The sequence below is a fragment of the Streptomyces marincola genome (assembly GCF_020410765.1).
Taxonomy (GTDB): domain Bacteria; phylum Actinomycetota; class Actinomycetes; order Streptomycetales; family Streptomycetaceae; genus Streptomyces; species Streptomyces marincola.
The window spans coordinates 1,125,550-1,148,893 of the sequence record NZ_CP084541.1 but is presented as its reverse complement, the minus strand read 5'-3'; the positions used below and the strand labels follow the sequence as shown (position 1 = coordinate 1,148,893).

Annotated in this window: 17 protein-coding genes; 16 read left to right on the top strand and 1 reads right to left on the bottom strand. The window is 73.9% G+C overall.

Annotation, left to right across the window (positions count from 1 at the left end):
- Positions 1-103 precede the first annotated feature (103 nt).
- The 7 genes from trpB to LC193_RS04815 all read left to right on the top strand — a co-directional run bounded on the left by trpB (position 104) and on the right by LC193_RS04815 (position 6,662).
- A complete protein-coding gene (trpB, locus tag LC193_RS04845) occupies positions 104-1,360 on the top strand; it encodes a tryptophan synthase subunit beta (RefSeq protein WP_226071888.1) in 1,257 nt (418 codons plus the stop codon).
- Complete coding sequence (gene trpA / locus LC193_RS04840; protein ID WP_226071887.1) at positions 1,357-2,175, top strand: tryptophan synthase subunit alpha; 819 nt, start codon at positions 1,357-1,359, stop codon at positions 2,173-2,175. The genes trpB and trpA overlap by 4 nt, the downstream gene beginning before the upstream one ends.
- A 71-nt stretch (positions 2,176-2,246) precedes the next feature.
- The gene (locus LC193_RS04835) at positions 2,247-3,464 is read left to right on the top strand and encodes a DUF1266 domain-containing protein (RefSeq protein ID WP_226071886.1); all 1,218 of its coding nucleotides are present in this window, start codon (positions 2,247-2,249) and stop codon (positions 3,462-3,464) included.
- A gap of 96 nt (positions 3,465-3,560) precedes the next feature.
- Positions 3,561-4,595, top strand: a complete 1,035-nt coding sequence (locus tag LC193_RS04830; RefSeq protein ID WP_226071885.1) for an NAD-dependent epimerase/dehydratase family protein — start codon at positions 3,561-3,563, stop codon at positions 4,593-4,595.
- Between the two features lie 95 nt (positions 4,596-4,690).
- On the top strand, positions 4,691-5,365 hold the full coding sequence (locus LC193_RS04825) for a glycosyltransferase family 2 protein (protein ID WP_404819349.1): 675 nt from the start codon (positions 4,691-4,693) through the stop codon (positions 5,363-5,365).
- The gene (locus tag LC193_RS04820; RefSeq protein WP_226071881.1) at positions 5,362-6,021 is read left to right on the top strand and encodes a TIGR04282 family arsenosugar biosynthesis glycosyltransferase; all 660 of its coding nucleotides are present in this window, start codon (positions 5,362-5,364) and stop codon (positions 6,019-6,021) included. The genes LC193_RS04825 and LC193_RS04820 overlap by 4 nt, the downstream gene beginning before the upstream one ends.
- A complete protein-coding gene (locus LC193_RS04815) occupies positions 6,018-6,662 on the top strand; it encodes a class I SAM-dependent methyltransferase (protein ID WP_318842127.1) in 645 nt (214 codons plus the stop codon). The genes LC193_RS04820 and LC193_RS04815 overlap by 4 nt, the downstream gene beginning before the upstream one ends.
- A gap of 23 nt (positions 6,663-6,685) precedes the next feature.
- Here LC193_RS04815 and LC193_RS04810 read toward each other — a convergent pair whose 3' ends face one another.
- Positions 6,686-8,017, bottom strand: a complete 1,332-nt coding sequence (locus tag LC193_RS04810; protein ID WP_404819348.1) for a hypothetical protein — start codon at positions 8,015-8,017, stop codon at positions 6,686-6,688.
- Between the two features lie 85 nt (positions 8,018-8,102).
- On the opposite strand from LC193_RS04810, the gene LC193_RS04805 reads away from it, so the two are divergent.
- From LC193_RS04805 to pepN, 9 genes are all read left to right on the top strand, one after another.
- Positions 8,103-8,852, top strand: coding sequence for a DsbA family protein (locus LC193_RS04805; protein WP_226071877.1), 750 nt, complete (start codon positions 8,103-8,105; stop codon positions 8,850-8,852).
- Positions 8,853-8,924: 72 nt separating this feature from the next.
- On the top strand, positions 8,925-9,944 hold the full coding sequence (lgt, locus tag LC193_RS04800) for a prolipoprotein diacylglyceryl transferase (RefSeq protein ID WP_226071875.1): 1,020 nt from the start codon (positions 8,925-8,927) through the stop codon (positions 9,942-9,944).
- A gap of 459 nt (positions 9,945-10,403) precedes the next feature.
- The gene (gltB, locus tag LC193_RS04795) at positions 10,404-14,960 is read left to right on the top strand and encodes a glutamate synthase large subunit (protein WP_226071865.1); all 4,557 of its coding nucleotides are present in this window, start codon (positions 10,404-10,406) and stop codon (positions 14,958-14,960) included.
- Positions 14,953-16,413 (top strand): glutamate synthase subunit beta, encoded by a 1,461-nt coding sequence (locus LC193_RS04790; RefSeq protein ID WP_226071863.1) that lies wholly within the window; start codon positions 14,953-14,955, stop codon positions 16,411-16,413. Before gltB ends, LC193_RS04790 begins: the two co-directional genes overlap by 8 nt.
- A 275-nt stretch (positions 16,414-16,688) precedes the next feature.
- Positions 16,689-17,996: an extracellular solute-binding protein gene (locus LC193_RS04785; protein ID WP_226071861.1), complete on the top strand. Its 1,308-nt coding sequence runs from the start codon at positions 16,689-16,691 to the stop codon at positions 17,994-17,996.
- Positions 17,986-18,954 (top strand): carbohydrate ABC transporter permease, encoded by a 969-nt coding sequence (locus LC193_RS04780; protein WP_226071859.1) that lies wholly within the window; start codon positions 17,986-17,988, stop codon positions 18,952-18,954. The genes LC193_RS04785 and LC193_RS04780 overlap by 11 nt, the downstream gene beginning before the upstream one ends.
- On the top strand, positions 18,951-19,778 hold the full coding sequence (locus LC193_RS04775) for a carbohydrate ABC transporter permease (protein ID WP_226071856.1): 828 nt from the start codon (positions 18,951-18,953) through the stop codon (positions 19,776-19,778). The genes LC193_RS04780 and LC193_RS04775 overlap by 4 nt, the downstream gene beginning before the upstream one ends.
- Positions 19,779-20,264: 486 nt before the next feature.
- On the top strand, positions 20,265-20,636 hold the full coding sequence (locus tag LC193_RS04765; protein ID WP_226071854.1) for a chorismate mutase: 372 nt from the start codon (positions 20,265-20,267) through the stop codon (positions 20,634-20,636).
- A 97-nt stretch (positions 20,637-20,733) separates the two neighbouring features.
- A complete protein-coding gene (pepN, locus tag LC193_RS04760) occupies positions 20,734-23,214 on the top strand; it encodes an aminopeptidase N (protein ID WP_226071852.1) in 2,481 nt (826 codons plus the stop codon).
- Positions 23,215-23,344: the final 130 nt, after the last annotated feature.

Sequence of the window (23,344 nt, the reverse complement as noted above, 5' to 3'; positions counted from 1 at the left end):
GCGCGCGACCGGGCGCTCCCGCGCCCGGGTGCTCGCGCGGCCCGCGGTGGCCGCCCACTCGCCGATCGCATTCGTGACCACAGGACCGAAAGGCCGCATGCGCATGCCCGCCGCACACTTCCATCCCGATCCCGAAGGCCGTGTCCCGGCCGCGGGCGGATACTTCGGTGCCTTCGGCGGCACCTTCATCCCCGAGGCCCTGCGGGCCGCCGTCGAGGAGGTCGCCGCCGAGTACGAGAAGGCGAAGGCCGATCCCGCGTTCGCCGCGGAACTCGACGACCTGCTCGTCCACTACACCGGCCGCCCCAGTCCGCTGACCGAGGTGCCGCGGTTCGGCGCCGAGGCCGGCGGGGCCCGGGTCTTCCTCAAGCGCGAGGACCTCAACCACACCGGCTCCCACAAGATCAACAACGTGCTCGGCCAGGCGCTGCTCACCCGCCGCATGGGCAAGACCCGCGTCATCGCCGAGACCGGCGCCGGCCAGCACGGCGTGGCCACCGCGACCGCCTGCGCGCTGTTCGGCCTCGAATGCACCATCTACATGGGCGAGGTCGACACCGAGCGCCAGGCGCTGAACGTGGCGCGCATGCGGATGCTGGGCGCCGAGGTCGTGCCCGTCACCTCGGGCAGCCGCACCCTGAAGGACGCCATCAACGAGGCGTTCCGCGACTGGGTGGCGAACGTCGCCCACACGCACTACCTGTTCGGCACCGTCGCGGGGCCGCACCCGTTCCCCGCGCTGGTCCGCGACTTCCACCGGGTCATCGGCGTCGAGGCCCGCCGCCAGATCCAGGAGCGCGCCGGGCGGCTGCCCGACGCCGTCGTCGCCTGCGTCGGCGGCGGCTCCAACGCCATCGGCCTGTTCCACGCCTTCATCCCCGACGCCGGGGTCCGCCTGGTCGGCTGCGAGGCCGCCGGTCACGGCGTGGAGTCCGGCGAGCACGCCGCCACGCTGACGGCGGGGGAGCCCGGCATCCTGCACGGCTCGCGGTCCTACGTCCTCCAGGACGACGAGGGGCAGATCACCGAGCCGTACTCCATCTCCGCCGGCCTCGACTACCCGGGCATCGGCCCCGAGCACGCCTACCTCAAGGACGCGGGCCGGGGGGAGTACCGGCCGGTCACGGACGACCAGGCGATGCGGGCGCTGCGGCTGCTGTCGCGCACCGAGGGCATCATCCCGGCCATCGAGAGCGCCCACGCGCTGGCCGGCGCCCTCGACCTGGGCCGGGAGCTGGGCGAGGACGGCCTGATCCTGGTCAACCTCTCCGGCAGGGGCGACAAGGACATGGACACCGCGGCCCGGTACTTCGGGCTCTACGACGGTGCGGACAACGGCGGCGAAGGGGACACGAAGTGAGCGGCGACGCACAGGGGCTGGCCGGTGCGCTCGCCGCGGCCAGGAGTGAGAACCGGGCGGCCCTCATCGGCTACTACCCGGCCGGCTTCCCCACCCTCGAAGGCGGCATCCGCGCCGTGATCGCGATGGTCGAGGGCGGCTGCGACATCATCGAGATCGGCCTCCCGCACAGCGACCCGGTGCTCGACGGCCCCATCATCCAGACCGCGGACGACATCGCGCTGCGCGGCGGGATCCGCATCTCGGGCGTGCTGCGCACCGTGCGCGAGGTGCGCGCGGCCACCGGCGTTCCCGTGCTGTGCATGACCTACTGGAACCCGGTGGACCGCTACGGGCCCGAACGCTTCGCCGCCGAGCTGGCCGAGGCGGGCGGCGCCGGCTGCATCCTGCCCGACCTGCCGCTTGAGGAGTCGGAGCAGTGGCGCAAGGCCGCGGAGCGGCACGGCCTCGCCACCGTCTTCGTCGTCGCGCCGAGCAGCAAGGACGAGCGGATCGCCGCGATCACCGCGGCCGGCAGCGGATTCGTCTACGCGGCCTCGCTGATGGGGGTCACCGGCACTCGCGAGTCCGTCAGCCGGGACGCGGCCGACCTCGTGCGCCGGGTCCGCGCCACCACGCCGCTGCCGGTGTGCGTCGGGCTCGGCGTGTCCAACGCGGTGCAGGCGTCGGAGGTCGCGACCTTCGCGGACGGCGTGATCGTCGGCTCGGCGTTCGTGCGGCGCGTCCTGGAGCACCGCGACGACGAGGCCGCGGCCCTGCGGGAGCTGCGCGAGCTCGCCGCCGACCTGACGCGCGGCGCACGCAACCGGGGCTGAGCCCGCGCTTTCCGCCGCCCGCCCGTCCCCGTCCGTGCCGGGCGGGGGCGGGCCCCGCTACAGTCGACCGCATGGGGAAGCAGGGGGAGGCGGGCCACATGCCGTGGGAGCCGCCGACGGCGGTCGAACAGCAGCTCTACCAGGCCGGGGCCGGTGGGGACTGGCAGGCGTTCTTCGAGGTGCTTGCCGGTACCGACCTGTACTTCCCGATGTCGCGCGAGCTGATGGACGCGGCACCGGGCAGCATCCCGTTCCGCCCGTTCAAGGACCCGAACTTCGACGGCCTCGCGCTGGCCGTCTTCACCCGGGGCCTGCTCGAACACCCGGTGGGCGATCGGGTGTTCGAGCGCAGTGACCTGGTGTCGCTCGCCAAGGTGTGGCCCCGGTCCGTCCGCTGGCTCGCGGTGAACCCCGGCACGCCGGCCGAGACGTTCCTGCCCGCCGACCCCAAGCGCTGGAAGAAGCACGGCAGGCACGCGGTCCCGGAACGGCAGCTGAAGACCCTGTGGACCGGCCACCGGCACGGCGCGCTGGCGCACGGCATGGCCTGCGGCGCGCTGCTCATGGTCAACAACGGCGCCGTCTGGAACCACCTCGGCTGGCAGTGGGGCGGCTACACCGAGGAGAAGGAGCTGCTGGGGCGCTGGTGGGGCGTCGGCGGTCGCCCGGAGTGGCTGGGCACGGTCGAACGGCTGCTGCGCGGCGAGGTGGTCTCCCCGGCCTGGGAGTTCGCGCTGCGCGTGCGGCAGGCCCTCATGCAGGAGCACGGCACGCCGCCCGACGCGGTGCGGTGGCGCGAGACCGCGGAACGGGTCCTGGTGGCGCGGACGGCCGAGGTCGTCGACAGGACCGGCCGGCCGCCGGAGTTCGACCTGGACGCGGACATCGCGCTGACACAGGAGCTGATCGGCCGCATCCTGCGCTACGAGGCGCGCTTCCGCGCCGACGGGCTGCTCGACGGCGGGTCCTGCGTCCGTTCCGTCCTCGCCTGGGACTACGGCCGCGCCTCCTGCATGGCCCGCTGGGGCCTGGGCGCCCGGTACGCGGAACGCGAGGAGAGCGAGCGGGCGCTGCTGCGGGCCGGGGAGGCCAGCAGGCAGGTGTACAGGTCCTGGGCGGAGTTCGCGATCGGGTTCGTCCTCGGCCGCTGCCTGCACTTCGACAGCGAGGAGTTCGGCGACTGGTACACCGACATGGTCGCCGTGCACCAGATCCTGAGCACCGACCCGGAGAGCCCCTGGCTCAGCGTCCCCTGGGAGCAGTCGGCCCCCGACCGCACGGAACGCTGACGCGGGCCTGAGTCCGGGTCCCAGTCCGGGGGAGTGCCGCCGCCCCGCCAGCGTGGCCCCGCGGGGATTCGGGTGGCAGGGCCTAGCGTGACGGCCATGCGTGTACTGGTGACAGGAGGAGCCGGGTTCATCGGCTCGCACATCGTGGCCGAACTGCTGGCCCGGGGGCACGAGCCGGTCGTGCTCGACATCCGCCCGGCCGCCCCCGGCGTCGACGCGCACCGCGCCGACATCCGCGACGCCCGGGCCGTGGCCCGCGCGCTCGCCGGCGTGGACGCCGTCTGCCACCAGGCGGCGGTCGTGGGACTCGGGCAGGGCTTCGCGGACGCGACGGACTACGTCGGCGTCAACGACCTGGGCACGGCCGTGCTGCTGGCCGCGATGGCCGCCGAGGGCGTCGGCGGCCTGGTGCTCGCCGGATCCATGGTCGTCTACGGCGAGGGCCGCTACGACTGCCCCCGGCACGGCCGGGTGCGCCCAGGGCCGCGGACACCGGAGCGGCTTGACGCCGGCCGGTTCGAACCGCCCTGCCCGTCGTGCGGCGCGTCCCTGCTGCCCGGCCTCGTCACCGAGGACGCCGCGCCCGACCCGCGCAACGTCTACGCCACGACGAAACTCGCGCAGGAGCACCTGGCCGCCGCGTGGGCCCGTTCGACCGGGGGGCGGGCCATCAGCCTGCGCTACCACAACGTGTACGGCGACGGCATGCCGAGGGACACGCCGTACGCGGGGGTGGCGGCGTTCTTCCGGTCGGCGCTGGCCGCGGGCCGGCCGCCCCGGGTCTTCGAGGACGGCGGGCAGCGGCGGGACTTCGTCCACGTCACGGACGTCGCGGCGGCGAACGCGACCGCGCTGTCCGCGCTCGCCGCGGGGCCGAGGGGAGCGCTGCGCGCCTACAACACCGGCAGCGGCGAGCCGCGCACTGTCGGGGAGATGGCCCGCGCGCTCGCCGCCGCCCACGGCGGCCCCGAGCCGGTGGTCACCGGCGAGTACCGGCTCGGGGACGTGCGGCACGTCACGGCGGACTCCGCGCGCCTGCGCGCGGAGCTCGGCTGGCGGCCACGGGTCGGCTTCGCCGAGGGCATGGCCCGCTTCGCCCGCGCCCCGCTGGCCCCGGTGCCCGCGGCCTGACCGGAGGGCGGCCTGGCCCCGGTCCTGGCGGCGGACACGGAGGACGGGGCACGCAGGGGGAGAGTGTCCGCGAATGCGGTGTTTGTCTTCGTAGGGTGAGGGGCGTGACCACCTCCCCACCGACGCGGGGCGACCTGGTGCTGCCCTGCCTGAACGAGGCCGAGGCGCTGCCCTGGGTGCTCGACCGCGTCCCCGACGGCTGGCGGGCCGTCGTCGTCGACAACGGCTCGACCGACGGCTCCCCGGCCCTGGCCGAACGGCTCGGCGCGCACGTCGTGCACGAGCCCCGCCGCGGCTTCGGCGCCGCCTGCCACGCCGGACTGCTCGCCGCCACCGGCGACCTCGTGGCGTTCTGCGACTGCGACGCCTCCCTCGACCCGGCCGAACTGCCGCGCGTCGCCGCCCCCGTCGGCACGGGCGCCGCCGACCTCGTGCTGGCCCGCCGCCGCCCCACCGCGCGCGGCGCCTGGCCCCTGCACGCGCGGCTGGGCAACCGCGCCCTGTCCCGCATGGTCCGCAACCGCACCGGCGTGCGGCTGCGCGACCTCGGACCCATGCGCGTCGCGCGCCGCGCCGCGCTCCTCGGCCTCGGCCTCACCGACCGGCGCAGCGGCTACCCGTTGCAGATGGTGGTCCTGGCCGCCGAGGCCGGCTGGCGCATCGAGGAGACCGACATCGCCTACCGGCCGCGCACCGGCCGCTCGAAGGTCACCGGCACCTGGCGCGGCACCTGGCAGGCCGTCGGCGACATGCGGGCGGTGCTCAGGTGACCGCCGGGCCCCCGGACGGCGCGGCCACCCTCCTGGTCATCGCCAAGGAGCCCGTGCCCGGCCGCGTCAAGACCCGCCTCACCCCGCCCTGCACCCCTGAGGAGGCCGCCCGCCTGGCCGAGGCGGCGCTGGCCGACACCCTCCGCACGCTGCTGCGCGTGCCCGCGCGGCGGCGCCTGCTCGTGCTCGCCGGCCGCCCCGGACCGTGGCTGCCGCCCGGCTTCGACGTCGTGGCGCAGCGCGGCACCGGCGGCCTCGACCAGCGGATCGCCGCCGCGTTCACCCACTGCCCCGGCCCCGCGCTGCTCGTCGGCATGGACACCCCGCAGCTCACCCCCGCGCTGCTCGCACCCGCGACCGCGGCCGACGCCTGGCCACCGGGCCGCGCCTGGTTCGGGCCCGCGGCCGACGGCGGCTTCTGGGCCCTCGGCATGGCCAGGCCCAGGCCCGCGCTCGTCCTCGGCGTCCCCATGTCCACCCCGTCCACCGGCCGGCGCCAGCGCCACCGGCTCGTCGAGGCCGGACTCGACGTGCGCGACCTGCCCGTGCTGCGCGACGTGGACACCGCCGCCGACGCCGCGCGGATCGCGCGGGAGGCGCCCGGCGGGCGGTTCGCGGCGGCCTGGGCCGCGCTGCGCGCCGGCGCCGCCACGTGAGCTGGACCGGCGACGTCTACGCCGCCGCCCTGCGCACCGGCCGGGGCCCGCTGTTCCTGCGCCGCGCCGACGGGCGGCGGCTGCGCCTGGACGTCGAACGCTGGTGCGCGGGCCCCGACGCGGCCGACCGCAGCGTCCTGGTCCGCTGCACGGGCAGCGTCCTCGACATCGGCTGCGGCCCCGGCCGCATGGTCATCGCCCTGGCCCGCGCCGCGCGCCCCGCGCTCGGCATCGACACCTCGCCGGCCGCCGTCGCCCGCACCCGCAGCCGCGGCGGAACGGCCCTGCTGCGGTCGGTCTTCCAGGCCCTGCCGGCCGAGGGCCGCTGGGGGAGCGTGCTGCTGATGGACGGGAACGCGGGCATCGGCGGCGACCCCGTCGCGCTGCTGCGCCGCGTCAGGCGGCTGACCGCGCCCGGCGGGCTGCTGCTGGCCGAGGCCGCGCCGACCGACATCGACGAGCGCCTCCACGTCCGCCTCGACGACGGAACGGGCCCGGTCGGCCCGCCGTTCCCCTGGGCGAGGCTCGGGCCCGCCGCGCTGTGCGCGAGCGGCGAGTCGGCCGGCTGGGTGCCGCTGGGGAGCTGGGCCGTGCACGGCAGGGCGTTCATCGCCCTCGGCAATCCCCGCGCCACCCGGTGAAATCAGCCCCGGCGCGGCCCGCCTCACCAGCGGGTGAGCCACAGATGGTTGACGGCGAGCGCGAGCGCGGCCTGCGCGGCCAGCCACCACCGGGTGTGCCGGGCCGGGAGCAGCGCCGCCGCGGGCAGGAGCCACAGCGCGAACGGCAGCCAGATCCGTTCGGTCTCGGCCTTGCTCATGCCCGACAGGTTCGCGAGCAGCATGGCCGCGAGCGCCGAGGCGACCAGCACGGCCAGGGCACGCCGCCGCGCGTCCCGGCGGACGGGACGCGTGCCCGCGCGGCGCAGGCCCGCCACGGTCGCCAGGCCGACGGACGCCACCTGGACCGCCGGGTTCGCCCAGACGAAGTAGGCGTAGGGCCGCTGCCCGCCCGCCCCCTCGTAGTAGCGGCCCACCAGCGTCTCGTAGCCGTCGTACCACCAGAACCCGGCCGCCGTGAAGCCCGCCACCCACGGCACGGCGCCGAGCACCAGCCAGGGCAGCGGGCGCGCGTCGCGCGCGAGCCACAGCACCGCTGCGGCCACCAGGGCCATGAGCACCAGGCCGTAGGAGAGGTAGAGCAGACAGCCCGCCAGCACGCCCGCGCCGAGCGCGGCGGCCCGCGGCGCGCGCACCGCGCCGGTCGCGGCCAGCGCGAGCAGGGCCAGCGCCCAGGCGGCCACGGCCGTGAACCAGCCGTCCGCCGACACCCCGAGCCACACCGCCGAGGGCGCGAGCACCACGAACGGCGCCGCCCGCCGCGCCAGCCGCTCGCCCGCGAGCGCCCGCACCGCGATCAGCACGGCCGCCGCCGCGCTCGCCGCGGTGGTGACGCAGAACGCCGCCGCCCACGCCCCGCCGCCCAGGCCCACCCGGTCGAGCAGCACGAACGTGAGCGTCGCGGCCGGCGGGTGCCCGGCGACGTGCGCCGGCCAGTTGTCCTGCGAGTCCATCGGGATGTGGTCGGTGAACGTGCGCAGGAACGGGCCGATCCCGTCGATGTCGTCCAGCGCCGTCAGGTACTCGTGCCCGTAGGCCAGCCGCCTGGCCACCCCGCGCCGCCAGCCGTCGACCAGCGCGAGCGACCAGATCCACGCCATGGACGCGCACCAGGCGGCGGGCGGCAGCCAGCGCCACGGCAGCCGCCGCGCCAGCGGCGGGCCGTACAGCAGGACCAGTCCCGCCACCAGCAGCGCGGCCGGGGTGCCGGGACCGGCATGCGGCTCCCAGCGGGCGAACAGCGGCGGCCACTTCAGCACCAGCACGCCGTCGTCGTTGATGGCGGCCCCGACGACGGCCGCGGCGGCGAACAGCAGCACCGCCAGGGCCGCCGCCAGCAGGTCGGGAGCGGTCTTGCGAGCGATCACCCGGCTCACGGTAGGCGCGCGGGCTCCCGCGGCCCGGCCTTCCGATCCGCGTGCCGGGCGTGTCCTGGCCGGGCCGGGGTCGTTGGCCCATGGCGTGAGCCAAGGGAATCGAGAGGGCAGGCGCAGCGCCCGCGAACGGCTGCGCGAGGAGCGGGAACGGGAACGGGCCGCGGAGCGGCGCAAGCGCTCGGCCAAGGTCGCCGGGACAGCCGTGGCCGTGCTGGCCGTCGCCACCGGGATCGGCGTCATCGCGGCGAACGGCGGCGACGACGGGGAGAACGCCCCGGCGGCCGAGCCGATCGCCGTGGGCGAGACCTCGGCCCCCGCCACGATGGCCATCTACGAGGACTTCCGCTGCCCGGCCTGCGGCCAGTTCGAGAACACCTTCGGCGAGACCATCCGCGACCTGACGGACGAGGGCAAGCTGCGCGTCGACTACCACCTGGTGTCGATCATCGACGGCAACATGGGAGGCAACGGCTCGAAGTTCGCCGCGAACGCCGCCCTGTGCGCCCGGGACGCCGGCGCCTTCCAGGAGTACCACGACCTGCTGTTCGCGCATCAGCCGGCCGAGAGCGACGACGCGTTCGCCGACAAGGCCCGCCTGATCGACCTGGCAGGCGACGTCGACGGCCTCGACACGGCGTCGTTCCGCTCGTGCGTGGAGGACGGCTCGCACGAGGAGTGGGTGAGCAGCGCCAACGCCGGCTTCCTCGACTCCGACTTCACCGGAACGCCCACGGTGCTGCTCCAGGGGGAGGACATCTACGGGGCCGCCGACGAGCCCCTCACACCCGAGCGGCTGCGCGAGCGCGTCGAGGAGATCGCCGGATCGGAGGGCTGATGCCTGACACACGCCCCGACGGGCCGGGCGGATTCCGTCCGCGCGCGGGGGCAGGGTAGCGTCAGGGGCACCATGGACATCCTTGCCGCCTTTCCCAGCCCGAGCGAGAGCGGGATCGATCTCGGACCGCGCGAGCTCCGCTACTACGCGCTGTGCATCATCATCGGTGTCTTCGTCGCCATCTGGCTCGGCGGTCGCCGCTGGGTCAAGCGCGGCGGTAGGCCGGGCACGGTCGCCGACATCGCCGTGTGGGCGGTGCCGTTCGGCCTGATCGGTGCCCGGATCTACCACGTGGTCACCGACTACCAGCTCTACTTCGGCGACGGCCGCGACTGGGTCGACGCCTTCAGGATCTGGGACGGCGGCATCGGCATCTGGGGTGCCGTCGCGGGCGGCGCGGTCGGCGCGTGGATCGCCTGCCGCCGCCGGGGGATCGCGCTGCCGCCCATGGCGGACGCGATCGCCCCCGGCATCGCGTTCGCGCAGGCCATCGGGCGCTGGGGCAACTGGTTCAACCAGGAGCTGTACGGCCGGGCCACGGACGTGCCGTGGGCCGTGGAGATCGACAACGGGCTGGACAACGGCACGTTCCACCCGACGTTCCTGTACGAGTCGCTGTGGTGCGTGGGCGTCGGCGTCCTGGTCATCTGGGCCGACCGGCGCTTCCGGCTCGGGCACGGGCGGGCCTTCGCGCTGTACGTGGCCGGCTACACGGCGGGCCGGTTCTGGATCGAGTACCTGCGCATCGACGAGGCGCACGAGTTCCTCGGCCTCCGGCTGAACAACTGGACCTCGCTCGTCGTGTTCCTCGCCGCCGTGGCCTACTTCGTGATCTCCGCGCGCCGCGCCCCGGGCCGCGAGGAGCAGGTCGAGCCGGCCGCGCCGGACGACGACGATGCCGCCGACGGCGCGGCGGCGGAGAAGTCCGCGGCGCAGGAGCCGGGGGCCGAGCGGGACGAGAAGCCGGCGGGGGCCGAGGACGGGAAGCGGGAAGCGAAGCAGGACAAGCCGGCGGACAAGCCGGAGCTGAGGAAGAACGCCTCGGCCGGGGCGTCCGGCGACGGCACAGGGGCCGAGGCGGCCAAGCAGTAGCCCCGGCGGACCCCTCCACCCCACGGCCCGGCGTTCGCGCCGGGCCGTTCCGCGTGCGGGACCGGCCGCGGAATGCGCGCAGGGCCCCGGGCGTTCGCACTCCGGGCAGCCGGTACCGGCCGCCCGCGCGCCCGACCCGTGTGGACCGCTTATGACTGCGCAGTGTCGCGCAGGGGTGCTCCAGGGTGAGTTTTGTTTCCTTGTGGTTTCAGTTGCTTGTCGGCGGGCATGTGCTTGTCGTCCCTGCGAGCGTCGGCGCCCGCACCGGCCCCCGGAGCGCAAGCGGTCGATACCGCGCCAACTCCGGCACCAGCCCGCGGCAAGAGTCCGTATCGTGGACAGTGGTATCCGCTTCCCGGGAACCGGGGCATCGTGTAACCTGCACGAAAATTTAACGTACGCCAGGGCCAACGTCGTCCCTCGGAACAGCCACACACCAAGACGACGACGGGAGAGCCGATGCGTTCTGCGTCCCACCCGGTCAAGCAGGGGATGTACGACCCGCGCGCCGAGCACGACGCCTGCGGGGTCGGGTTCGTCGCCACGCTCACCGGCGAGGCCAGCCATGAGCTGGTCGACCAGGCGCTCACCGTGCTGCGCAACCTCGAACACCGGGGTGCCACCGGCTCGGACCCGGACACCGGCGACGGTGCCGGCATCCTCATCCAGATCCCGGACGCCTTCCTGCGCGACAGCGTCCCCTTCGAGCTGCCGCCCGTCGGCCACTACGCCGTGGGCCTGGCCTTCCTGCCCACCGGCGCGGACGCCGCCGCGGCCGCCATGGGCCGGGTCGCCGCCATCGCGGGCGAGGAAGGCCTGGCCGTCCTCGGCTGGCGCGAGGTCCCCGTCGCCCCAGAGCTGCTCGGCGCCGCCGCCCGCGCGACGATGCCGGCGTTCCGGCAGCTGTTCGTGACCGACGCGGCCGGCGAGAAGCACGGCCTCGACCTGGACCGCGCGGTCTACGCCCTGCGCAAGCGCGCCGAGCACGAGGCGGACCTCTACTTCCCCTCGCTCTCCTCCCGCACCCTCGTCTACAAGGGCATGCTCACCACCGGGCAGCTGGAGCCGTTCTTCCCCGACCTGTCCGACCGGCGCCTGGCCAGCGCCATCGCGCTGGTCCACTCGCGGTTCTCCACCAACACCTTCCCCAGCTGGCCGCTGGCCCACCCCTACCGCTTCGTCGCCCACAACGGCGAGATCAACACCGTCCAGGGCAACCGCAACTGGATGCGGGCCCGCGAGTCGCAGCTGGCCGGGGACGTGTTCGGCCCGCCGGAGAAGCTGTCGCGCCTCTTCCCGGTCTGCACGCCCGACGCCTCCGACTCGGCCACCTTCGACGAGGTGCTGGAACTGCTGCACCTCGGCGGCCGGTCCCTGCCGCACGCCGTGCTGATGATGGTCCCCGAGGCGTGGGAGAACCACGGCTCCATGGACCCCGCCCGCCGCGCGTTCTACCAGTTCCACTCGACGATCATGGAGCCCTGGGACGGCCCCGCCTGCGTCACCTTCACCGACGGCACCCAGGTCGGCGCGGTCCTCGACCGCAACGGGCTGCGCCCCGGCCGCTACTGGGTCACCGACGACGGGCTCGTCGTGCTGTCCTCCGAGGTCGGCGTCCTCGACATCGACCCGGCCCGCGTCGTCCGCAAGGGCCGCCTCCAGCCCGGCCGCATGTTCCTCGTCGACACCGCGCGGCAGCGCATCATCGAGGACGACGAGATCAAGGCGGAACTGGCCGCCGAGCACCCCTACGCCGAGTGGCTCGAAGCCGGCCTCATCGAGCTGGCCGACCTGCCCGAGCGCGAGCACATCGTGCACACCCACGCCTCGGTCACCCGCCGCCAGCAGACGTTCGGCTACACCGAGGAAGAGCTGCGCGTCCTGCTCACCCCGATGGCCGCGACCGGCGCCGAGCCCATCGGCTCCATGGGCACCGACACGCCCATCGCCGCGCTCTCCGACCGGCCCCGGCTGATCTTCGACTACTTCACCCAGCTGTTCGCGCAGGTCACCAACCCGCCGCTGGACGCCATCCGCGAGGAACTCGTCACCTCCCTGCTGTCCTCCCTCGGCCCCCAGGGCAACCTGCTCGACCCCACCTCGGCCTCGTGCCGCAGCGTGACGCTGCCGTTCCCGGTGATCGACAACGACGAGCTGGCCAAGCTCATCCACATCAACGCCGACGGGGACCTGCCCGGCTTCGCCGCCGCCACCCTCTCCGGCCTGTACCGGGTCTCGGGCGGCGGCACCGCCCTGGCCGACCGGCTCACCGAGATCTGCGCCGAGGCGGACGCGGCCATCGCCGACGGGGCGCGCCTCATCGTGCTCTCCGACCGGCACTCCGACGCCGAGCACGCCCCCATCCCCTCGCTGCTGCTCACCTCGGCCGTCCACCACCACCTCATCCGCACCAAGCAGCGCACCCGCGTCGGCCTGCTCGTCGAGGCCGGGGACGTGCGCGAGGTGCACCACGTCGCGCTGCTCATCGGCTACGGCGCCGCCGCGGTCAACCCCTACCTGGCGATGGAGTCCGTCGAGGACCTGGTCGCCCGCGGCACCTACCTGCCCGGCATGGACGCCGACGAGGCCATCCGCAACCTCATCAAGGCCCTCGGCAAGGGCGTCCTGAAGGTGATGTCCAAGATGGGCATCTCCACCGTCGCCTCCTACCGGGGCGCGCAGGTCTTCGAGGCGGTCGGGCTCGACGCGTCGTTCGTCGACACCTACTTCCACGGCACCGCCACCAAGATCGGCGGCGCCGGCCTCGACGTCATCGCCCGCGAGGTCGCCGCCCGCCACGCCGCCGCCTACCCGGCCTCGGGCGTGGCACCCGCGCACCGCGCGCTGGACATCGGCGGCGAGTACCAGTGGCGCCGCGAGGGCGAGCCGCACCTGTTCGACCCGGAGACCGTCTTCCGCCTCCAGCACTCCACGCGCGAACGCCGCTACGACGTCTTCCGCCAGTACACCGACCGGGTGAACGAGCAGTCGGAGCGGCTGATGACGCTGCGCGGCCTGTTCCGGCTCAAGACGGGCGAGCGCCCCGCGGTGCCGCTCGACGAGGTCGAACCGGTCAGCGAGATCGTCCGGCGCTTCTCCACCGGCGCGATGAGCTACGGCTCCATCTCCCGCGAGGCCCACGAGACGCTGGCCATCGCCATGAACCGGCTGGGCGCCAAGTCCAACACCGGCGAGGGCGGCGAGGACTCCGACCGCCTGACCGACCCGGAACGGCGCAGCGCCATCAAGCAGGTCGCCTCCGGCCGCTTCGGCGTCACCAGCGAGTACCTGGTGCACGCCGACGACATCCAGATCAAGATGGCCCAGGGCGCCAAGCCGGGCGAGGGCGGCCAGCTGCCCGGCCACAAGGTCTACCCGTGGGTGGCCAGGACCCGGCACTCCACGCCGGGCGTCGGGCTGATCTCCCCGCCGCCGCACCACGACATCTACTCCATCGAGGACCTCGCGCAGCTGATCCACGACCTGAAGAACGCCAACCCCGCGGCCCGCATCCACGTGAAGCTGGTCTCCGAGGTCGGCGTGGGCACCGTCGCGGCCGGCGTCTCCAAGGCCCACGCCGACGTGGTGCTGATCTCGGGGCACGACGGCGGCACCGGCGCCTCCCCGCTGACCTCGCTCAAGCACGCGGGCGGTCCGTGGGAGCTGGGCCTGGCCGAGACGCAGCAGACCCTGCTGCTCAACGGCCTGCGCGACCGCATCGTCGTGCAGACCGACGGGCAGCTGAAGACCGGGCGCGACGTGCTGATCGCCGCGCTGCTCGGCGCCGAGGAGTTCGGCTTCGCCACCGCGCCGCTCGTGGTCTCCGGCTGCGTCCTGATGCGGGTGTGCCACCTGGACACCTGCCCCGTCGGCATCGCCACCCAGAACCCGGTGCTGCGCGAACGGTTCACCGGCAAGCCGGAGTTCGTGGTCAACTTCTTCGAGTTCATCGCCGAGGAGGTCCGCGAACTGCTCGCCGAGCTCGGCTTCCGCACGCTGGACGAGGCCGTCGGCCGCGCCGAGCTGATCGACGTCTCCCGCGCCGTCGACCACTGGAAGGCCCAGGGGCTCGACCTCGCGCCCCTGCTGCACGTCCCCGACCTGCCCGCGGGCGCCGCCAGGCACCGCACCACCGAGCAGGACCACGGGCTGGCCAAGGCGCTGGACAACGACCTGATCCGGCTCTCCGCCGACGCGCTGTCGGCCGCCACGCCCGAGGAGGCGCAGCCGGTCCGCGCCCAGGTCGCCATCCGCAACATCAACCGCACCGTCGGCACGATGCTCGGGCACGAGGTGACCAAGCGGTTCGGCGGCGCCGGGCTGCCCGACGACACCATCGACATCACCTTCACCGGGTCGGCCGGCCAGTCCTTCGGTGCGTTCGTGCCGCGCGGCGTCACGCTGCGCCTTGAGGGCGACGCCAACGACTACGTCGGCAAGGGCCTGTCCGGCGGCCGGCTGATCGTCCGCCCGGACCGCGGCGCCGACCACCTGCCCGAGTTCTCCACCATCGCGGGCAACACCATCGGCTACGGCGCGACCGGCGGCGACATCTTCCTGCGCGGCCGGGTCGGCGAACGCTTCTGCGTCCGCAACTCGGGCGCCACCGTCGTCGCCGAGGGCGTCGGCGACCACGGCTGCGAGTACATGACCGGCGGCCGGGCCGTGGTGCTCGGCGAGACCGGGCGGAACTTCGCGGCCGGCATGTCCGGCGGCGTCGCCTACGTGATCGACCTCGACCCCGAGCACGTCAACCCGGGCTTCGTCGCCGTGGAGGAGCTGACGGAATCCGACCGCGCATGGCTGCACGACGTGGTGCGGCGGCATGCCGAGGAGACCGGCTCCACGGTCGCGGACCGCCTGCTGAAGGACTGGGACGCGAGCGCGGCCCGTTTCAGCAAGATCATGCCCACCACCTACAAGGCCGTGCTCGCCGCCAAGGACGCCGCCGAGCGGGCCGGACTCAGCGAGTCCGAGACCCACGAGAAGATGATGGAGGCGGCGACCCATGGCTGACCCGAAGGGCTTTCTCACCACCGGGCGCGAGGTCGCCCGCACCCGTCCTGTCGCGTCCCGGGTCAAGGACTGGGACGAGGTGTACGTCCCGGGCTCGCTGCTGCCCATCATCAGCAAGCAGGCCGGGCGCTGCATGGACTGCGGCGTGCCGTTCTGCCACAACGGCTGCCCGCTGGGCAACCTGATCCCGGAGTGGAACGACTACGCCTACCGCGGCGACTGGGCCGCGGCGAGCGAGCGGCTGCACGCGACGAACAACTTCCCCGAGTTCACCGGCCGGCTGTGCCCCGCGCCGTGCGAGTCGGCGTGCGTGCTCGGCATCAACCAGCCGCCGGTCACCATCAAGAACGTCGAGGTCACCATCATCGACAAGGCGTGGGAGGCCGGCCTCGTCACGCCGCAGCCCCCGCAGCGCCTCTCGGGGAAGACCGTCGCCGTCATCGGCTCGGGTCCTGCGGGCCTCGCCGCCGCCCAGCAGCTGACGCGCGCCGGGCACACCGTCGCCGTGTACGAGCGGGCCGACCGGATCGGCGGGCTCCTGCGCTACGGCATCCCCGAGTTCAAGATGGAGAAGCGCCACCTCAACCGCCGCATCGAGCAGATGCGCGCCGAGGGCACCAAGTTCCGCACCGAGATCGAGATCGGCCGCGACATCGAGGCCGACAAGCTGCGCAACCGCTACGACGCCGTCGTCATCGCCGCCGGCGCCACCACCGCGCGCGACCTGCCCGTGCCCGGCCGCGACCTGAACGGCGTGCACCAGGCGATGGAGTACCTGCCGCTGGCCAACAAGGTGCGCGAGGGCGACCTCACCACCGCGCCGATCTCCGCCGAGGGCAAGCACGTCGTCGTCATCGGCGGCGGCGACACCGGCGCGGACTGCGTCGGCACCGCCCACCGGCAGGGCGCCGCGTCCGTCACCCAGCTGGAGATCATGCCGCGCCCGGGCGACGACCGGCCCGCGCACCAGCCGTGGCCGACGTTCCCCATGACCTACAAGGTGACCTCCGCGCACGAGGAGGGCGGCGAGCGGGTCTACTCCGTCTCCACGACCCACTTCGAGGGGGACGAGGACGGCAACGTCGCGTGGCTGCACCTCATCGAGGTCGAGTTCGTCGACGGCAAGCTCACCCCGAAGCCCGGCACCGAGCAGCGCATCCCCGCGCAGCTGGTGACCCTCGCCATGGGCTTCACCGGCACCGACCGCGAGAACGGCCTGGTCGGCCAGTTCGGCCTCGAACTCGACGCCCGCGGCAACATCGTGCGCGACGCCGACTACGCCACCAACGTGGACGGCGTGTTCGTCGCCGGCGACGCCGGCCGCGGCCAGTCCCTGATCGTGTGGGCGATCGCCGAGGGCCGCGCCGCGGCCCGCGGCGTCGACCGCTACCTGACCGGCGAGTCGGCCCTGCCCTACCCGGTGCGGCCCACCGACCGCGCGCTGGCGGTCTGAGCGCACCACCCCGCAGCGTTCCGCACAACGGCGTGCGGACACCGGCACGGCGCCCGCCTCTCCCCGACCGAGAGCGGGCGCCGCGCCATGTCCGCCCCCATCCCGCCCCGCCGCGCCCCCGCCGCCGTTCCGCTCCCGGGCCGCGACCCGCCAGTGGTCCAGCCCACAAACGGTGCCGTTCCGTGATGTGACGCTCTGGTGGCCTCCGCTGCCGCACTGCCACAATCGACGCGCGTCCGGCCGGTGACCACCGGCCCGCGCGGAGGGGAGCGGCCATGCGGCAGTCCACCGGGGAACGCACCTCCCGCCCCGCCCGGCGGCGCCTGGCCGCCGGCCTCGCGGCGCTCACCCTCGGCCTGGCCACCGGCTGCGGGGACTCCGGCGGCGCGGCGGGCGGTGAGGGCCCCACGCTCGACGTCTGGCTCATGGAGGGCACCAACCCCGACGCCGAACCCTGGGCGGCAGACCTCGCCGCCGCGTTCGCGCGGCGGACCGGCGCCACGCTCGACGTGCAGTTCATCCAGTGGGCCGACGCCCACGACCGGTTCACCACCGCCATGGCGGGCGGTGAACTCCCCGACGTCGCCGAGATCGGCACCACCTGGGCCGCCGAGTTCGGCGCCGCGGGCGCCCTGACCGACCTCTCGGCGAACATCGAGGAGAGCGGACTCGGCGACGACCTGGTCCCCGGCCTGTACGAGGCCGCCAGGATCGACGGCGCCACCTACGGCATGCCCTGGTACGCCGGCATCCGCTCCCTCATGTACCGGGCCGACATCTTCGCGGAACACGGCCTGTCGCCGCCCACCACGTGGGACGAACTCCGCGACGTCGCCCTGCGGCTGGGCGAGCTCGAACCGGACATGATCCCGTTCCCCGTCAGCGGCGGCAGCGAGTACGGCCTGTACCCCTTCGTGTGGGGCGCGGGCGGGGAGATCGCCGAGCGGACCGGCGACGGCCGGTGGCGCTCGACACTCGACGAGCCGGAGGCCGTCGAGGGCATCGAGTTCTACACCTCGCTCGCCACCGAGGACGGCCTCTCGGTCGCCGCCGCCGAGACCTGGCTGGAGACCGACCAGCTCCAGAGCTTCCGCGACGGCGACGCCGCCATGGTCATCAACGGCAACTGGACGGTGAACACCCTGATCGCCGAGGACGCCGCGTGGGCCGAACGCCTCGGCGTCGTCCCCGTGCCAGGCCGCGACGGCGGCCTCAGCCCCTCGTTCGTCGGCGGTTCGCTGCTCGGCGAGTTCGGCAGCGACGAGCCCGAACTCGCCTGGGAACTCATCACCATGATGAGCACCGGGGAACACGCCGCCGCCTGGGCGGAGCAGTCCGGGTACTTCCCCGGCCGGCAGTCCCCGCTCGAAGAGGTCGTGCGGCGCGGCGAACCGCTCGTCGCCCCGTTCGCCCGGCAGCTCCTCGAAGCCGGCGCCTCCCTTCCCGTGACCGAACGGTACGGCGCCGTCCAGGGCGAACAGATCGTCCAGGGCATGCTCCAGTCGATCCTCTCCGGCGACGCGACGCCCCGGCGGGCCGCGGAGGAGGCCGCCGCGGCCATGGACGAGACCTTTGACGGCTGACCCCGGCGCCCGGGCCCGGCCCGCGCGCCCACCACGCGCTTCGGGCGCCGCGCGTCGTAGCGCGTGGGGGCGCGCGCTGCGGCCCTGGTTACTGCTCGCGCCGGCCCTGCTCGTGCTCGCGGTGCTGCTGTTCTGGCCGCTGGTGCGTGTCCTGCTCGTGTCGTTCCAGGACTACGGGCTGCGCCAGATCAACACCGGCGAGAACAACTGGACCGGACTCGACAACTACCGCGACCTGCTCGGGGACTCGTTCCTGTGGACGCGGGTGCTGCCCAACACGGTGCTGTTCGCGTTCGCCTGCGTGGCGCTCACCCTCGTCCTCGGCACCCTCGTCGCCCTGCTCCTCACCCGCCTCGGCCGCACCTGGCGCGTCATCTGCTCCACCGCCATCATGAGCGCCTGGGCCATGCCGGCCGTGACCGGCACCTACGTGTGGATCTGGATCTTCGACCCGCTGGACGGCGTCGTCAGCGGCGGCCTCGACGGGCTGGGCCTGATCGAGCCCCGCGAGACCAACTGGTTCACCGAACGCTGGTCGTTCTACGCCATCGCCACCCTCAACGTCGTCCACCACGGCTTCCCGTTCGTCGCCGTCACGCTCTACGCCGCGCTGCTCACCATCCCCAGGGAACTGCCCGAGGCGGCGCTGTGCGACGGCGCCGGGCCCTGGCAGCGCTTTCGGCTGATCACCGTCCCGGCCATCAGGCCGGCGTTCACCGTGGTCACGCTCCTGTCCATCATCTGGGACGTCAAGGTCTTCGCGCAGATCTACCTGATGCCGGGGGGCGCCGGCGCGAACGAGGACGTGCTCAACCTCGGCGTCTGGTCCTACATCCAGTCCTTCAGCCGCAACGAGTACGGCACCGGCTCGGCCATCGCCGTGCTGCTGACGCTGCTGCTGCTCGCCGTCACCGTCGTGTACGTCCGCACGCTCGCCCGGGAAGGGGACGAACCATGACGCGCCGCACCTCCCGCGCCGGGCGACTGGGCCTGGGGGCGGCCGTGGCGGCGCTCCTGGCCTTCACGCTGTTCCCCGTCTACTGGATGGTGTCCTCGGCGTTCGACCCCGCGGCCGGCCGGCGCGGCTCCGACGTGCTGCCCTCCGGGATCACTTTCGACCACTTCGGACACGTGCTGGACGAGGGGGACTTCTCCCGCTACCTGGCCAACTCCGCGCTGGTCGGGCTCGGCACGGTCCTGCTCTCCGGGGCGCTCGCCCTCTTCGCCGCCGTCGCCGTGGCCCGCTTCCGGTTCCGGCTGCGGACGAAGGTGCTGGTGATGATCCTGATGGTGCAGATGGTGCCGCTCGAAGCGCTCGTCATCCCGCTGTTCCTCCAGATGCGCGACCTGCGGCTGCTCAACAGCCTCATCGGCCTCACCGTCGTCTACCTGGCGTTCTCGCTGCCCTTCGCGGTCTGGACGCTGCGCGGGTTCGTCGCCGCCGTGCCGCAGGAGGTCGAGGAGGCCGCCTACCTCGACGGCTGCGGCTGGTGGCGCATGTTCCGGTCGGTCCTGCTGCCGCTGGTGGCGCCAGGGCTCGTGGCCACCAGCATCTTCGCGTTCATCACCGCCTGGAACGAGTTCGTGTTCGCGTTCGTCTTCATGCAGGACGACGCCAGGTACACCGCGGCCGTCGGCCTGCACCGCTTCTTCGGCCAGTACGGCACCGACTGGGGCGCGGTCATGGCCGGCTCCACCCTCATCACGCTGCCGGTGCTGGTCTTCTTCGTCCTGGTGCAGCGCAGGCTCGCCGGCGGGCTCGCGGCCGGGGCGATCCGCTGACTCCGAGGAACGCGCGGGCCGCGCCCCGGCGTTGACGGTCGCGGACCCAACGGCCAGGCCCGGCGCGTTCCACCGGCCCAGGACCTGACCGCAGGTGCCGTATGGGCCAACGAGGGCCCCGGCACCTAGCCGACCGCGACCCACAGCACCGCCGAGTCCGTGTCGCTGTCGAGGACCGGCGCGGTCCACCGGCCGCTGACCGCCGCGCGGCGGCCACCTCGTGCCGGAAGCGGCGGCGGAACTCCGCGTCGGCCGCCAACTCGGCGTGCACCAGTCTGACGGCGGCCGTCCTGCCGTTCGCCGAGCGCCTGCCTCCGCGTCCGTCCACCCCGGGGACCCACGAGGACGATCACCGGATGCGAGAAACGCGGTTCACCGCGACGACGGCCAGGATCGGCGGAAGCGCCCCAGGGCGATCGGATCGGGGCAAACGATCACAGGGCACCGCACAGTAGCGATCACCTCGGGCAGCATAGGGTGGCCCCCATGGACAGCAGCAGTGCCGGAAACAACGCCCCGGCGCCCGGGGAACTGACCCAGGACGTGCGCGACGAACTGGCAACGCTCCGGGACAGCATCGACAACATCGACGCGGCGATCGTGCACATCCTCGCCGAGCGCTTCAAGGCCACCCAGCGCGTCGGCCGGCTCAAGGCCAGGCACAGCCTCCCCGCCGCCGACCCGGCCCGCGAGGCCCGCCAGATCACCCGCCTCCGGGAGCTCGCGGAAAACGCCAAACTCGATCCGGCCTTCGCCGAGAAGCTGCTGAACTTCATCATCGCCGAGGTCATCCGCCACCACGAAACACTCGCCAACGAAGCGCAGGGCAAAGGCGGGACCGCGCAAGACCGCCTCTGACCAGGACAGGACACCCTGTCCCGAACCGCCCCGACCCCCGGGGCCGCCCGCGCAACCCGAGTGCGCCCCGGGAACGCCCTGCGGCACGATGGCCCCCATGGCCCCACTGACACGCACAGAAGCGGAAGCCCGAGCGGAACTCCTCGACGTCCACCGCTACGAGATCGACCTCGACCTCACCCGAGGCGACCGCACGTTCGCCTCGACCACCACCATCCGCTTCACCGCGCGCCGGCCCGGCGACACGTTCGCCGAACTGCGGCCCACCACACTCCACCGCGCCACCCTCGACGGACTCGACCTCGACCCCCACACCCTCACCGACGGCCGGCTGCCCCTCCCCGCCCTCACCGCAGGCGCCCACGAACTCACCGTCACCGCCGACATGCCCTACTCCCGCACCGGCGAGGGACTGCACCGCTTCACCGACCCGGCGGACGGCCTCACCTACCTCTACAGCATGTGCTTCCTCGCCGACGCACCCCTCGTCTTCGCCGCCTTCGACCAGCCCGACCTCAAAGCCGTCTTCGATCTCGCCGTCACCGCCCCCGAGGACTGGACCGTCCTCGGCAACGGCATCGCCACCCCCGTCACAGGCCAGCCCGGACGCCACCGCTGCGCCACCACCCCGCCCATCAGCACCTACCTGGTGGCCGTCGCCGCCGGCCCCTACCACTCCGTGCGCACCGAACACGCGGGACTGACCTTCGGCCTGCACGTGCGGCGCTCCCTCGCGGAACACCTCGACAAGGACGCGGACGAACTCCTCGACATCACCCGCCGCTGCTTCGACCACTACCACGAACTCTTCGACGAGCCCTACCCGTTCGACTCCTACGACCAGGCATTCGTCCCCGAGTTCAACGCCGGCGCCATGGAGAACCCCGGCCTCGTCACCATCAGCGAGAACCACATCCACCGCGCCGCCGCCACCGACAGCCAGCGCGCCGACCGCGCCGTCACCATCGCCCACGAAATGGCCCACATGTGGTTCGGCGACCTCGTCACCCTCCGCTGGTGGGACGACATCTGGCTCAACGAGTCCTTCGCCGACTACCTGGGCTACCGGGTCACGAACGACGCCACCGACCACCGCCCGTGGCCCGAGTTCTCCACCGGCAGGAAGCAGTTCGGCTACGACGCCGACCAGCGCGCCTCCACCCACCCCGTCGCCCCGGAACCCGACGCCGTGCCCGACACCGCCGCCGCCCTCCTCAACTTCGACGGCATCTCCTACGCCAAAGGCGCCTCCGCCCTGCGGCAACTCGTCACCTGGCTCGGCGACGACGCGTTCCTCACCGGCCTCAACGACCACTTCGCCCGCCACCGCTTCGGCAACGCCACCCTCGCCGACCTCGTCGACGCCATGACCCGCGCCTCCGGCCGCCCCGTCACCGACTGGGCCGACGCCTGGCTGCGCACCACAGGACCCGACACCCTCACCGCCGGCATCACCACCACGGAGGACGCCTGGCACCTGCGCCTCGCACACGCCGGCGCACGACCCCACCGGCTGCGCCTGGGCACCTACACCGCAGAAGGAACCCCCCTCGACCGGCACGACCTCGACCTGCCCGCCGCGGCGGGCACCACGGACCACACCTACCCGGGCCCGAGGCCCGACCTCGTCGTCCTCAACGACGGCGACCTCACCTACGCCAAGATCCGCCTCGACCCGCACTCCTGGAACACCGCGCGCCGCACCCTGTCCGCCCTCCCCGACCCCCTCACCCGCACCGTCCTGTGGACCGCCGCACGCGACATGGTCCGCGACGGCGACCTGCCGCCCGAGGACTACCTCGACACCGCGCGCGGGCACCTGCCCGCCGAACCCGTCACCGCGATCCTCGAAGCCGCCCTCGCCTTCGCGACCGGCCCCCTCGCCGGACGCTACCTGCCCCACCACCGGCGGCCCGCCGCCCTCGCCACCCTCTCCGACCTCGCGCACGAACTCCTCGCCGCCGGCGACACCGACCCCGCCCGCCGCCTCGTCGCCGCCCGCACCGCCATCGACACCGCCACGGAACCCGCCCCCCTGCGCGCCTGGCGGCAGGCCGGCACCCTGCCGGGCGGCCCCGCGCTCGACCCCGAACTGCGCTGGCGCCTGCTGCGGCGACTCGCCGCCCTCGGCGCCACCACCGAGGACGAGATCGACGCGGAAGCCGCCCGCGACACCACCGCGGCCGGCGCGGAAGGAGCCGCCCGCTGCCGCGCCGCGCTCCCCGACCCCGCCGCCAAGGAAGCCGCCTGGGAAGCGATGTTCGGCACCGCGGACACCCTGTCGAACTACCTGTTCAGGGCCACCGCGGAAGGCTTCTGGCAACACGAGCAGCGCGAACTCCTCACCCCCTGGGCCGCCCGCTACTTCCCCGCCGCCGTCGACCTCGCCGCCCGGCGCGGCCACACGCTCGGCGCCCTCGCGGGCCGCGCGGCGTTCCCCCACACCCTCACCGACCCCGAGACCCTGCGCCTCGGCGAGGAGACCCTGCGCCGCGACGACCTCACCCCCGCCCTGCGCCGCGGCCTCGGCGACCAACTCGACGAACTGCGCCGCGCCCTCGCCGTCCTCGGCCGGTGACGGCGGGGCCGGCCCCGCCCGCACGGGCGGGGCCGACCCGGCCGGGGCACCGCACACCCACCCGGCGGAGAACGACGGCGCGGTCACCCGTTCGGGGGAACGACGCACAACGCCGGGACCCCGCGAAGCC